Source organism: Streptomyces sp. NPDC029014 (genome assembly GCF_055564695.1).
The window spans coordinates 1-13013 of the sequence record NZ_JBVHVT010000140.1 but is presented as its reverse complement, the minus strand read 5'-3'; the positions used below and the strand labels follow the sequence as shown (position 1 = coordinate 13013).

The window sequence follows — 13013 nt, the reverse complement described above, 5'->3', positions numbered from 1 at the left end:
AAAGCGGAAGCGGTCAAAAGGCACACCACCGGGGGGGGGGGGGGGGGAGGCTTGGGGGGGGGGGGGGACGGGGGCGGGGGGATCGGCACGGGGTGGGCGCCCCCCCAGCGCGCCGAGTCCGCGGGGCCGGCCGCGGACGTCAGCCGTTCCAGGACCAGTCGGCCACCTCGGGGAGGTCCGTACCGTGCTCGCGGATCCAGGTGTGGTGGCGCTGCCGGGTCTCCTCCATGCGCTGGCGTACGGCCGCGGCGCGCACCGCGAGCCCGGGTACCCGGTCGATGACGTCCATCACCAGTCGGTAGCGGTCCAGGTCGTTGCGGACCACCATGTCGAACGGAGTGGTCGTCGTACCGATCTCCCGGTAGCCGCGCACGTGCAGGTTGTGGTGCCCGGTGCGCCGGTAGGCCAGCCGGTGGACCAGCCACGGGTAGCCGTGGTACGCGAAGATGACCGGTCGGTCGGTGGTGAACAGTCCGTCGTACTCCGCGTCGCTCATGCCGTGCGGGTGGTCCCCGGCCGGCAGGAGACGGGCGATGTCGACCACGTTGACCACCCGTACGGCCAGGTCCGGCAGGTACCTGCGCAACAGTTGGGCCGCGGCCATCACCTCCTGGGTCGGGACGTCACCGGCGCAGGCGAGCACCACGTCCGGTTCCCGGGAGCCGTCCTCGGTGCCGGCCCAGTCCCAGATGCCGGCGCCCCGCGCGCAGTGGAGCTTCGCCTGGTCCATGGACAGCCAGTCGAAGCAGGGCTGTTTGCCCGCGACGACGACGTTGACGTAGCCGCGGCTGCGCAGCACGTGGTCGGCGACGGACAGCAGGGTGTTGGCGTCCGGCGGCAGGTACACGCGGACCGCCTCGGGGCTCTTGTTGAGGACGTGGTCGACGAAGCCGGGGTCCTGGTGGGAGAAGCCGTTGTGGTCCTGCCGCCACACGTGCGAGGTGAGCAGGTAGTTGAGCGAGGCGATCGGGGCGCGCCAGTGCAGGGCGCGGGTGGTGCGCAGCCATTTGACGTGCTGGTTGACCATCGAGTCGACGATGTGGACGAAGGCCTCGTAGCAGGAGAAGAGTCCGTGCCGGCCGGTGAGGAGGTAGCCCTCCAGCCAGCCCTGGCAGGTGTGCTCGGAGAGGATCTCCATCACCCGGCCGTGGTGTTCCAGGTGCTCGTCGACATCGAGGATCTCGGCCTGCCAGGCCTTGCCGCTGGCCGCGTAGACGGCCTGGAGGCGGTTGGAGGCGGTCTCGTCGGGGCCGACGAGGCGGAAGTCGCGCCGGTCGGCGGTGGCCCGCATGACGTCCTGGAGCATGTCCCCGAGGATGCGGGTGGGTTCGTGCAGCGTCGCGCCGGGCTTGTCGACCTCCACCGCGTGGCGTTCCAGCGGCGGCAGGGGCAGCTCGCGCAGCAGGACACCGCCGTTGGCGTGCGGGGTCGCGCCGAGCCGGCGCGCGCCCTGCGGGATCCCGGCCAGCACCTGGGGGCGCGGGGCGCCCTGTTCGTCGAACAGTTCCTCGGGCCGGTAGGAGCGCATCCACTCCTCCAGCTGCCGCAGGTGCTCCGGGTTGTCCCGTACGGCGGCCAGGGGGACCTGGTGGGCGCGCCAGGTGCCCTCTACGGGCAGGCCGTCCACCTCGGCGGGACCGGTCCAGCCCTTCGGGGTGCGCAGCACGATCACGGGCCAGCGGGGTCGTTCGGTGCTGCCGCCGCTGCGGGCGGCCTCCTGTGCGGCGGCGATGCGGTCGAGGGCCGTGTCCATGGCGTGCGCCATCGCGCGGTGCACGGTGGCCGGGTCGTCGCCGGACACGTGGAGGGGGTCGTGGCCGTAGCCGTGCAGGAGGGCGTCGAGTTCGGCGCGGGGCAGGCGGGCCAGCACCGTCGGGTTGGCGATCTTGTAGCCGTTGAGGTGCAGGATCGGCAGGACGGCGCCGTCGTGGACGGGGTCGAGGAACTTGTTGGAGTGCCAGGCGGCGGCCAGGGGCCCGGTCTCCGCCTCGCCGTCGCCGATCACGCAGGCGACCAGCAGGTCCGGGTTGTCGAGGGCGGCCCCGTACGCGTGGGAGAGCGAGTAGCCGAGCTCGCCGCCCTCGTGGATGGAGCCCGGGGTCTCCGGGGCGACGTGGCTGGGCACACCGCCGGGGAAGGAGAACTGCCGGAAGAGCCGGGCCATGCCGGCCGCGTCCCGGCTGACGTCCGGGTAGACCTCGGTGTACGAGCCTTCCAGCCAGGAGTTGGCCAGGACGGCCGGACCGCCGTGGCCGGGGCCCCACACGCACAGGGCGTTCAGGTCACGGGCCTTGATGACCCGGTTGAGGTGGGTGTGGACCAGGTTGAGTCCGGGCGAGGTGCCCCAGTGGCCGAGCAGGCGCGGTTTGACGTGCTCGGGGCGCAGCGGCTCGGTCAGGAGGGGGTTGGCCATGAGGTAGATCTGGCCGACGGCAAGGTAGTTCGCAGCGCGCCAGTGGGCGTTCAGTCCGGTGAGCTCTTCCTCGGTGAGCTCGACGGGCTCCGGCTGCGTGTCGACGGACATCACGACTCCTTTTCGTGGCGGGGCGGAGGCGGTGGCCAAGGAGGGGCGAGGGAGGGGAAGTGGAGGGGGAGGCAGAGGTGGCGGGTGGGGCCGGCGTGGACGTTCTTCCGTCCGGTTGTGCACCGACTACCACCTTGTGCGGTCGGCGAGGTGTCCGACAGGGCCGTTCGGGCCACACCGCCGGGCGGAGTGGACCCGCACGGCGGTGTGGGACACGGCCCGGCCGCACCGGCCCCGGCCCCCGCGGCGGCAGCGGTGACGGCAGCGAAGGCGATGGCGGCCCGTGACGGTGGCCGCGAACAGCAGAAGGCCCCGGTCTCCGTGAGGAGGCCGGGGCCTTGATCGAGCGCTGGGCAGGCCTTGCACCTGCATCCCCCCACAGGAAGTGGGGTGCCTTTCCTTGGACCACCAACGCCGGTCCCACCACCGTTTCTTGCGGCGGCGAGCTCGAGATGGATCGTAGCCCATCCGGAGCATCCCCGCACATCGCGGCAGGTGCCGCTGCGGATCGAGCGTCCGCGGCCAACAATGGGACTACGCCCGACGCGGCCGACCGCTCGGCGCCGGGGCCACCGAGAGGAGCCGCTTTGAAACACCGGATCGCCTCCGTCCTCAGCGTTGCCGCGCTCGCTGCCGGGGCCCTGGGAGGCACGACGCCGTCGGCGGGTGCGACGCCCGGAGGGTGCCCGTACGCGTCCGCCACCTACCGACCGGTCCTGCAGCAGGGCAGCACGGGCGCGGGGGTGAAACAGGCGCAGTGCCTGTCGAACATCTGGGGCGGTGTCCCCAAGCTGGCCGTCGACGGCGTCTTCGGCGGCCGTACCCTCGCCAAGATCAAATGGATCCAGGGCTGCCACGGCCTCGCCAGGGACGGCATCGTCAGGCCCCAGACCTGGGCCGTCCTCTACGACCCGGCTCTGGACTGCTACGACCCCTACCCGGGGTAGCACCACCGTTTTCCCGAACGCCCGGATCGCGCACCGTGTCGCGCTTCGATCCGGGCGGTCCGTTTCCCGATGTTCCGCCGGCACCTTCCGCACCGTCGCCGACAAGGCCCCACGGTCATTCACAAGTTGAACTTTCCCCGCGAAACCGGGGCCGTTGAAATGCGGGAAACGGACCGAATTGCGCGAGCCCGATGGCGATCGCAACGTTGCCATCACGTTAATAATTCACTTCTTGACGATGGCTTGAACGCCCAGTTGACTGCCTCTACCTCGGCCGCACGGACACGGCCCTGTCATGGAGGTTTACATCGTGAACACGCATCTGGGCCGTGCTGTCGTCGCCGTCGCCACGTCCGCGATGGCCGTCTCGCTCACCGCTTGCGGAAGCTCGGAGGACGGCGACGCAAGACCGGGGGAAAAGAGCGACGCGATCAAGGTCGGACTGCTGCTGCCGGAGAACCAGACGGCGCGTTACGAGAAGTTCGACAAGCCCCTGATCGAGAAGGAGGTCGCGAAGTTCACGCGGGGCAAGGGCCAAGTGATCTACGCCAATGCCAAGCAGGACGCGGCCGTCCAGAGTTCCCAGGTCGACACCATGATCACCAACAAGGTGAACGTCCTGATCATCGACGCGGTGGATTCCAAGGCCATCGCCGGCGCGGTCAAGAAGGCCAGGGACGCCGGCATTCCGGTCGTCGCCTACGACCGTCTCGCCGAGGGCCCGATCAACGCCTACACCTCCTTCGACAACGAGGACGTCGGCCGGATCCAGGCCAAGGCGCTGCTGGAGGCGCTGGGCGACCGGGCCGGCAGCGGCCAGATCGTGATGATGAACGGTTCGGTCACCGACCCGAACGCCAAGCAGTTCAAGTCCGGTGCGCACTCCGTCCTCGACGGCAAGGTGGCCATCGGCAAGGAGTACGACACCATCGAGTGGAAGCCGGAGAACGCCAACGCGAACATGGCCGCCGCCCTCACGGCGCTCGGCAAGGGCCGGGTGATCGGTGTCTACTCCGCCAACGACGGCATGGCGGGCGGCATCGTCACCGCCCTGAAGGCGGCCGGGTTCGCCGACCTGCCCCCCGTCACCGGCCAGGACGCCGAGCTGGCCGGTGTGCAGCGGATCGTCGCCGGTGACCAGTACATGAGCGTCTACAAGCGGTACGCCCCCGAGGCCGCGGCCGCCGCGGAGATGGCCGTCGCCCTGGCCAAGGGCGACCGCATCGACGAGATCATCAACCAGAAGGTGGACAGCCCCACCACCAAGGGCGTGCCGTCGGTGCTCGTCCCGGGCATCGCGCTCACCAGGGACAACGTCAAGTCCACCGTGATCGACGACGGCGTGTACACGGCGTCCGAGATCTGCACCGACCGCTACAGGAACGCCTGCGAGCAGCTCGGCCTCCTGAAGCCGTAGGCAGCTCCCCGCCAGGCTCGGCGCCCACCCCGGGTGCCACGCCCCGCGCGTTCCGCTCGGGCGGAGCAACGGCCGCCGCAGCCGGACGCGACTCCGTGTGCACCCTGCGCGTGGCGGACCTCCGGGGACGGCCCGTCGCTCCGCCGGCGGCGGCCTCATGCGGGGCTGCCGCGGCCGCCGAACTCCTCGCCGGCGGCAATGGCCCTGAGCGCCGTCAGGTGCTGCTGGTAGACGGCTCGTCCCTCGGCGGTCAGGGAGAGCCACGTCCGCGGACGCCGACCGGCGCGTCCCTTCTGGACGGCCACCCAGCCGGCCTCTTCCGGCGCCGACACCTGCTTGGAGAGGACCGAGTCGCCCACCTCCACCAGGTCGCGCACGAAGCCGGACTCGGCCTTGTCCACGGGGACCAGGGCGGCCACCACCGACAGGCGCACGGGTGCGTTGAGCAGGGGTGCGAGCGCGTGCCGGGGATGGGAGCCCCGTGGTCCGGCGGGCGGCTCCTCCCCGGTCACGCCGAGCGCCGCTGTTCGAGCCGGGCACCCGTCGCGAGCGGCAGCGCGCACCCCGCGGCGGCCACTGCCGCGAAGCCGCGAAGACGGTGCTGCCGAGGGTGACCGTCAGGGCGAAGACGGCGGCCCAGGATCCCACCATCACCCCGTGCTTGACGCCGAAGCCGCGGGGCGGCACGCGCTGCCGGGCGGCGTACGCGCTCAGTCCCGTCACGAGGAGCGCATGGAACAGCCCGAACACCATGGCCGAAACGGGGCCGTGCCACAGGACGGCGACCGGGGCCAGGACCAACTGCCCAGCGGCGAACGCCCACGGATAGCGGGCGTACCAGCCGCTGCGCACCCGCGCCGCCCGCTCCATGTCGGCGGCCCGCCCCCACGTCACCCCGGCCCCGGTCAACCCGTGCACGACTCCCCCTCGTTCCTTGATCGATTAGGTTGCCAGGGTGGCAACTGCTTTCCGATCCGGCAAGTAGAAAAGGTTCGAGGCCTTTCGGGGGCTTGGGTCGGGGCGGGGTGGGCAGCATGTCCGTCGCCTGCCGGTGCCGTTGGAAGGAGTCCCGAGCGATGCGCCCTGCTGTCCCGGACGAGCCGCGCGGAACCGCCGCCCTGCTGGTCGACTCGCGCGGCCGGTACCTGCTGCACCTGCGCGACGCGAACAAGCCGCACATCTGCGATCCCGGCACCTGGCCCCTTCCCGGCGGCGGCCGCGAGGCGGGCGAGACCTGCCGGGACGCGGTGGAGCGCGAACTGCTGGAGGAGACCGGGCTCGTGGTGCCGCTGGAGCCGTTCGCCGTGGTCGACGCCCGCGGCCCCCACGCGGCCGGCAACCCGATCCAGGTCTTCCTCGGACGGTGGGACGGCGACGCCGACGCACTCCCCCTCACCGAAGGGATCATGTTCCGGCACTTCGGCACCGACCGGATCCCGTACCTCACCATGAGCCCCTGGGCGCAGCAGGTCATCGACCTCCACCGGGAGGCCGGGCCACGGCCGCCGGCCGCGGTCGCGGAACCGGGCAGCGGCGGAGGGCGGGCGCGGCCGCACATCGTCGGGGTGCACCTCTACCTGGAGCGCGGGGGCACGGTACTCCTCGGGCTGCGGCACCCCGACAGCGCGTACGCGGGCGCCGCGCACCACTTCCTCGCCGGGCACTGCGAGCAGGAGTCCGCCGTCGCGTGCCTGGTCCGGGAGGCGGAGGAGGAGGCAGGACTCGTGATCGACCCGGTGGACGTCGAACTGGCCCATGTCGTGCACGTGGTGGACCACCCGGGCGGGCAGCCGCGGATGCAGCTGGTGTTCCGCGCCCGCCGCTGGCGGGGCGAACCCGAGGTCCGCGAGCCGGACCGCTGCGTGTCCTGGGGCTGGTGGCCCGTCGACGCGCTCCCGGATCCGATGGTCCCGTACGCCCGGACCGCGGTCGAGGGGATCCGGGCCGGACGCTCGTACAGCGAACTCGGCTGGGGCTGAGGCGCCCCGTGAGTCTGCCGAACGGTCCGTACCCGTACGCCGGGGACCCGCCGCCGCCGCGCCGCGAGCGGTACGCGCTGCCCGTCGGCGTCCATCTGATCCTGCGCCGCGGCGGCGGGCAGGGCCCGGAGGTGCTGCTGTCCCGGCGTGCCGGGCCCGTGTACGCCTCCGGTCTGTGGCACCTGCCGTCGGGACACCTGGACGGGCCCCACGAGGACGTGGTGGAGGGCCTTATCCGGGAGGCCGCGGAGGAGACCGGCGTCGTCATCGACCGCGCGGACGTGGCGCTGGCGACCACGGTCCACCACCGCAGCCCCCACGGCCGGGCCAGGATCGGCGTGTTCTTCGAGGTCCGGCGCTTCGCGGGCGAGCCGGAGGTCAAGGAACCCGCCGTCTGCGACGCCATGGGCTGGTACCCGCTCGATGCGCTGCCGGAGCCGATGGTGGCGTACTGCCGGGCCGGCCTGGACGCCTACCGCGGCGGGCATCCCGGGGCGGTCCACTTCCAGCAGCCCGGCGACCCCGTCCCCCACCAGGAGGGGGACCGGCGGCAGCGGGCCCGGACCCGCCTCCTGAGCGGGCCGTCACCCGGGGACGGCCCCTCGCGTGCGCTGCTCGCGTTCGCGGAGCGCGCGGTCGGGCGGGTCGCATCGGCCGAGGACGCGTCCTGGGTCCGGCAGGGCAGCGACGTGTGGCGGCTGACCGGCGCCGGCGGCGGCACCTGGTACCTCAAGCGGCACGCCGGGGCCCGCTTCCACCAGCGGGAGGTGACCGCGTACCGGCAGTGGGTTCCCGCGCTCGGCGGCCGGGCGCCGCAGCTCGTCGCCGCGGCCGAGGACCTCCGGGCGATCGTGGTCACGGCCGTGCCGGGCAGCCCCCTGCACGGTGCGCCCGGCCCGGACCGCGGTCTGTTCCGCGCGATCGGCGCGCTCACGGCCGCGTTCCACGCCGCCGCTCCCCCGCGCCCGCCCGCCGCACGGCCCTCCCCCGCCGCGGGGACGTGGGAACGCCACCTCGACGCCGCCCTCCCCCACCTGGCCCCGGGCGACGCCGCGTTCGTCCGGGCCGCCGCCGAGCGGCTCGCCGGCCTCGCGCCCCTCGGCCTGGTGCCCACGCACGGGGACCTACGACTGCGCAACCTGCTGCGGTCCGAGGACGGCGCGCTCGCCGTCATCGACTTCGAGCGGAGCGCGTACGCGCCCGCCGTCCGGGACTGGGTACGCCTCGGGGATGCCTGGGCCCACCGGCCCGACCTGCACGACGCCTTCCGGGAGGGGTACGGGCGCCCGCTGACCGGGCTGGAGGAGGAGCACCTCGTGGCCGAGGCCGTGCTCGACGCCGTCTCCGGGATCGCCCACGGCACCGCGCAGGGCGACCCGGAGGTCGTCGAACGCGGCCGGCGCACCCTGCTGCGGCTGCGCGCCGCGCCGCGGGGTGCGGCGGCGGACTGACACGCGTCGGGCAGGGCGTACGAGGACGAACACGACCACCAGGGAACGGGGTGCACCGGCATGAAGTCCAGCCCGACCGCACAGGACCGGGACGACCACTACGACTCCGGCCGTGACGTCCGGCCGCTGAGCGACACGGAGAGGGCCGTCCTGCGCACGCGCCTCCCCCGGCCGGGCGGCACGCACCCGGCGCGGGCCCTGGACGTGGCCTGCGGCACCGGCGAGTTGGCCCGCTTCCTCGCCGGGGCCGGGTTCCGGGTCGACGCGGTCGACTTCGCCGAGGCGGCGGTCCGGCGTGCGCGGGAGGCGTCGCCGCCGGACATCGCCTACCACTGCCTCGACGTGGCGAACGGCGACCTGGCGGCGCTGCTCGCCGAGTCCGCCCACGGCTCCGGCACCGGCTCCGGCTCCGGCTCCGAGCCTGGGTTCGGGTTCGGGTTCGACGTGATCACCGTCCGGCGGGCCCTCGCCCACCTGCCCGACCGCAGCCGGGTCACGGCCGCGCTCGCCCGACTGCTCCGCCCGGACGGCACGCTGTGCGTGATCACCCCGCACGCCGACCGGCAGCCCGCCCGCCTGCGCGGCGTCTCCCTGGACGACGCCGAGCTCGGCATGCTCGCCGACGGGTGGGAGCACGCCGAGCGGATCGAGGCCGGCGGATCCACCGTGCTCCTGCTGCGCGGCCCCCGGGCCGGGACGGTCGCCTACCGGGAGAAGCTGCCGCCCGGGCCGGCGGCGCTGGCCGGGGTGGCCGTCGTCGTCACCGATGCGCACGGGCAGGTGCTGCTCGGCTGGAACCCGGCCCGCGGGGTGTGGGAGCTGCCCGCCGGGAAGGTCGAGCCGGGCGAGGCGTTCGAGGCCACGGCGGTCCGTGAGCTGGAGGAGGAGGCCGGGCTGCGCGCGTCCGCCGACCGAGTGGTGCTGTTGGGCACGCTGTGCGACTCCGCCCACGGGCTGACCCGGGTCACGGAGGTGGCGCGGCTCACTGCGTACGGGGGTGAGCCTGCCGTACGGGAAGGGGAACCCTTCGCCCGCTGGGAATGGCACGCCCCCGCCGATCTGCGGAACCTTCCGCAGCCGTTGTTCACCTCGACCGCGCAGGCGCTGAACGTGGTGTGGCCCGGCCTGTTACCGGATGTGCCGGCCGCCCGCCACACGCCCCGGCCCGCCGGGCCCGGCGTCCTGCGGTTCGGGGAGCCGCCCGCCGCGGTGCGCCTGCGCGCCCGGCTCGTGGAGCGCCTCGCGGACGGGGGCTGGGCGGACACCCCGGAGCTGCGGGAGGCGTTCGCCCGGGTTCCCCGTCACGCGTTCCGGCCCGAGCAGCCGCTGGACCTCGCCTACGCCGCTGAGCCCCCCGGGCCGGTCGGGCCGGCCGGTTCGGGCACACCGCGCAGTGGGACGAGCGCGGTGTCCCGGCCCGAGACGCAGGCCGTCCTGCTCCGGCGTGCCGACCTGCGGCCGGGCCACCGGGTGCTGGCGATCGGGGGCGGCGGCTACCAGGCCTGCCTGATCGCCGAACTGGTCGGCGAGAGCGGGTGCGTGGTGTCCTTGGACACCGATCCGTGTGTCCGCGCACGGACCGTCCGCTGCGTGGAGGAGGCCGGGTACGCCGGCCGGGTGCTGTCCGTGTCCGGCGACGGCGCGCACGGGGCTCCGGCACACCTGCTGCCCGCGGGCGGGTTCGACGCCGTCCTGGTCGCCGCAGCCGCCGACGACGTACCGACGGTGTGGCGCGACCAACTCGCCGAGGGCGGCCGGCTCGTGCTCCCGCTCCGCCTCGGCGGCTCCACCCGGGCGATCGGCTTCACCAAGCGCCGCGCGGTGCTGTACTCCGACGCCGTCAGCCCGTACGGGTTCGTTCCGGCGCAGGGTGACGCCGGTCGCCGGGGCGAGGCCCCCGTGCCGATCGGGGAGAGCGGCTACGGCATCCGCTGGGAGGGCACGCCGCCCGCCCGCCTCGACGGGCTCGAACGGGCCCTGGCGGGCGGTGAGGCCGTCGAACAGTGGACCGGGGTGACCGTGGGCGGCGACGAGTCGCAGGACGCCCTGCGACTGTGGCTGGCCACGACGCTGGCCGGGTCCTGCCTGCTGACCGGCGGCGGTCCGACCGGGGCCCTGCGGCTGCCGGACGGGGGCGACGCCGCGGCCGTGGTCCGGGGAGGCTCGCTGGCCTGCCTGGTGCAGCGCCGCACCGCGCCCGACGGGTCCCACGGGTACCCGGGCACGTCGTCGCGCCGGGAGCTCGGGGTGCGGGCCGTCGGCCCGGGCGGCAAGGCGGCCGCGGACGCCGTGGCCGCCGCGGTCCTGGCCTGGCAGCGGGAGTTCCGCGGGCACGGCGCCCGGACCACAGCCCGGACCGGGACCCGTGTCCCGGCTCCGGCCCCCGTCCTGACCCTGGCCCTGCACCCGGCCGGCACCCCGGACGACCGGCTGCCCGCCGGGCACGTCGTGGACAGACCGCGCTGCCGGATCGTGTGCCGGTGGCTGCCGGCACGCGGCGGACGCGGGGAGGGCGGGACGTGAGCGCAGCCCCCGCACCCCTGCCCAGCCTCCTCGCGGTGTTCGCCCACCCCGACGACGAGTCCCTGGTCGCCGGCGGTGTCCTCGCCCAGCACGCCGCATCCGGGGCCCGGACCTCGGTGCTCACCGCCACCTGGGCGCCGGACAGTCACCGGGCCGCCGAGCTCGGCGAGGCCGTACGGATCCTCGGCGCGGGCCGGCCCCGGATGCTCGGGTACGCCGACGCCCGCGTCCCGGAGTCGGCGCCGGGCGCGCCGCGCTTCCTCGACGTGCCGCTGGACGAGGCCGTGGGGCGGCTCGTCGGGCACCTCAGGGACTTCCGGCCGGACGTCGTCCTCACCCACGACGCGTACGGCGGGCTGACCGGCCACCCCGACCACGTCCACACCCACCGCACGACCCTGCTGGCCGTGCACGCCGCCGGGCTCGAACACCACTACCCGGCGTCGGGCCCACCGTGGCAGCCGCGCGCGCTCTACCTGGCCACCCATCCGCACTCCGGCGTCGGGGACCTGGGCCCGCTCCTCACCCGGGTGGGGAAGGCGGTCCGTTCCGTGCCGGAGGAGCACGTGACGGCTGCCGTGGACGTACGGCCCTGGCTGGAGCGGAAGTGGAGCGCCGTCCTCGCCCACCGGAGCGAAGTGGAACGCATCCGCCCGCTGCCGGGCCTCCTCTCCCGCCTCTCCGCGGAAGCCCGCGAACGGATCATCGCCACCGAGTACTTCACGCGTCTGGACGCCCGTCCGGGCGGCGGCGACGGGCGGCGACGGGCCCGGCTGGAGACCTGATCCGGGGGCCGGGCGGGGCCGCCGCGCGGTCGTCAGCCGTCGAAGCGGCGGCGGGAGGCCTCGATGTGGCCGATGTACTGGTGGGTCCAGTCGCACAGGCGGGCGACGGTGTCGCGCAGGGCGGTACCGGCCTCGGTGAGGGTGTACTCGACCCTCGGCGGGACCGTGGGGTACACGGTGCGGTCGACCAGGCCGTTGCGCTCCAGCATGCGCAGGTTCTGCGTGAGCATCTTGTGGCTGATGCCGTCGATCTCGTTGCGCAGCTCGCTGAAGCGCAGTGTGCGCCCGCCGAGGGATTCGATGATCAGGAGCGCCCACTTGTTGGCGACGTCCGAGAAGACCTCCCGCCCCAGCGAGTCCGCGCGCAAGAGGTCTGCTTCGTCGGCCGGGCTGCCGCCGACCTGCTTGGTCACCATGAGGTTCCTCAGTCACCGAAAAGTGCGTTCTTCCACGTCAGCGATCACTCTCCTACGGTTTCCGAGTAACCACAAGAGAGCACGGGCGGCCGTTTCCGAGGAAGCGGACCCCGCCCGCTCGCGACGAAGGAAGCAGGCTGCGCAACATGGCCATCACCTTGATCGACCCCAGTGGACTGCCGCAGGTGGACGCCTACCGGCAGGTGTCCGTCGCGTCCGGCTCGAAGCTGGTCTCCATCGCGGGGCAGGTCGCCTGGGACGCCGACGGGAGCACGGTCGGCGAGGGCGACCTCGCCGCCCAGGTCGAGCAGTGCTACCTCAACATCGGCACCGCACTGGCCGCGGCCGGGGCCACCTTCGCCGACCTGGCGAAACTGACCGTCTACGTCGTCGACTGGACGCCCGACAAGATGCCGCGGCTCATGGAGGGCATCGGCCGGGCGGCCGCGAGGCTGGGGGTCGTCCCGGTCCCGCCCGCCACGCTGCTGGGTGTCGCGGCCCTGGACGTACCCGAGCACCTGGTCGAGATCGAGGCCGTGGCGGTCGTCGACTGAAGCGCCGTGCGGTGACCCGGCCGCGTGGCGGCGTGGCGGCGTGGCGGCGTGGCCGCGGTGCAGGGCGAATCGATTCGTCACCCCCGCAAGGACAAGGAATGCGCCATTCCGCTATCGCGGGGCGCATCGCTGCGGAATCCTGCCAGGGACGTTCCGACGCCAAGGGGTGGGAGAGGCAATGGCGGAGGGGGACCGGAACCTGTCGGTGCACGGCGACGCGGTCGGGCAGTTCGTCACCGGCGACAACAACGACGTCCTGAGCGTCGTCGTGAACGCGACGCATTCGACGGTGACCGTGGTGGGGGGGGGGGGGGGGGCCCAACCCATGCGCCGCGAACGCCCCCAACACCTGCCCCACCGTTCGGGTCTCCCCCCCCCCCCCCGCGACAACAAACCGGCGGGCCCTGTTTGTCGCAT

At 73.7% G+C, this 13013-nt stretch carries 10 protein-coding genes; 7 read left to right on the top strand and 3 right to left on the bottom strand.

Annotated elements, in window-relative coordinates; all coding sequences use genetic code 11:
* Nucleotides 1-139: 139 nt before the first annotated feature.
* Entirely contained in the window at nt 140-2524 is a 2385-nt protein-coding gene (locus tag ACZ4VL_RS38910; protein WP_468210204.1) for a phosphoketolase family protein, read from the bottom strand.
* A 587-nt stretch (nt 2525-3111) separates the two neighbouring features.
* On the opposite strand from ACZ4VL_RS38910, the gene ACZ4VL_RS38905 reads away from it, so the two are divergent.
* Together ACZ4VL_RS38905 and ACZ4VL_RS38900 are read left to right on the top strand one after the other, a co-directional pair.
* Entirely contained in the window at nt 3112-3471 is a 360-nt protein-coding gene (locus tag ACZ4VL_RS38905) for a peptidoglycan-binding domain-containing protein (RefSeq protein WP_468210201.1), read from the top strand.
* A 358-nt stretch (nt 3472-3829) separates the two neighbouring features.
* On the top strand, nt 3830-4888 hold the full coding sequence (locus ACZ4VL_RS38900) for a sugar ABC transporter substrate-binding protein (RefSeq protein WP_468210207.1): 1059 nt from the start codon (nt 3830-3832) through the stop codon (nt 4886-4888).
* Between the two features lie 155 nt (nt 4889-5043).
* On the opposite strand, the gene ACZ4VL_RS38895 is transcribed toward ACZ4VL_RS38900, so the two are convergent.
* Nucleotides 5044-5400: a transcriptional regulator gene (locus ACZ4VL_RS38895; RefSeq protein WP_468210198.1), complete on the bottom strand. Its 357-nt coding sequence runs from the start codon at nt 5398-5400 to the stop codon at nt 5044-5046.
* A 564-nt stretch (nt 5401-5964) separates the two neighbouring features.
* Here ACZ4VL_RS38895 and ACZ4VL_RS38890 point away from each other — a divergent pair.
* The 4 genes from ACZ4VL_RS38890 to ACZ4VL_RS38875 are packed head-to-tail and all read left to right on the top strand — an operon-like array spanning nt 5965 to nt 11626.
* Nucleotides 5965-6867 (top strand): NUDIX hydrolase, encoded by a 903-nt coding sequence (locus tag ACZ4VL_RS38890; protein WP_468210195.1) that lies wholly within the window; start codon nt 5965-5967, stop codon nt 6865-6867.
* A gap of 8 nt (nt 6868-6875) precedes the next feature.
* Nucleotides 6876-8318 carry a phosphotransferase gene (locus tag ACZ4VL_RS38885; RefSeq protein ID WP_468210192.1) on the top strand — a complete coding sequence of 481 codons (1443 nt, stop codon included), beginning with the start codon at nt 6876-6878 and terminating at the stop codon, nt 8316-8318.
* 60 nt (nt 8319-8378) lie between these two features.
* Nucleotides 8379-10841, top strand: coding sequence for an NUDIX domain-containing protein (locus ACZ4VL_RS38880; protein WP_468210189.1), 2463 nt, complete (start codon nt 8379-8381; stop codon nt 10839-10841).
* Nucleotides 10838-11626, top strand: a complete 789-nt coding sequence (locus ACZ4VL_RS38875) for a PIG-L deacetylase family protein (RefSeq protein WP_468210186.1) — start codon at nt 10838-10840, stop codon at nt 11624-11626. The genes ACZ4VL_RS38880 and ACZ4VL_RS38875 overlap by 4 nt, the downstream gene beginning before the upstream one ends.
* Before the next feature lie 32 nt (nt 11627-11658).
* Here the strand turns inward: ACZ4VL_RS38875 and ACZ4VL_RS38870 are convergent, their stop codons facing one another.
* Complete coding sequence (locus ACZ4VL_RS38870; RefSeq protein ID WP_468210183.1) at nt 11659-12042, bottom strand: winged helix-turn-helix transcriptional regulator; 384 nt, start codon at nt 12040-12042, stop codon at nt 11659-11661.
* Nucleotides 12043-12188: 146 nt separating this feature from the next.
* Here ACZ4VL_RS38870 and ACZ4VL_RS38865 point away from each other — a divergent pair, with 146 nt between their 5' ends.
* Nucleotides 12189-12596 carry a RidA family protein gene (locus ACZ4VL_RS38865; RefSeq protein ID WP_468210180.1) on the top strand — a complete coding sequence of 136 codons (408 nt, stop codon included), beginning with the start codon at nt 12189-12191 and terminating at the stop codon, nt 12594-12596.
* Nucleotides 12597-13013: the final 417 nt, after the last annotated feature.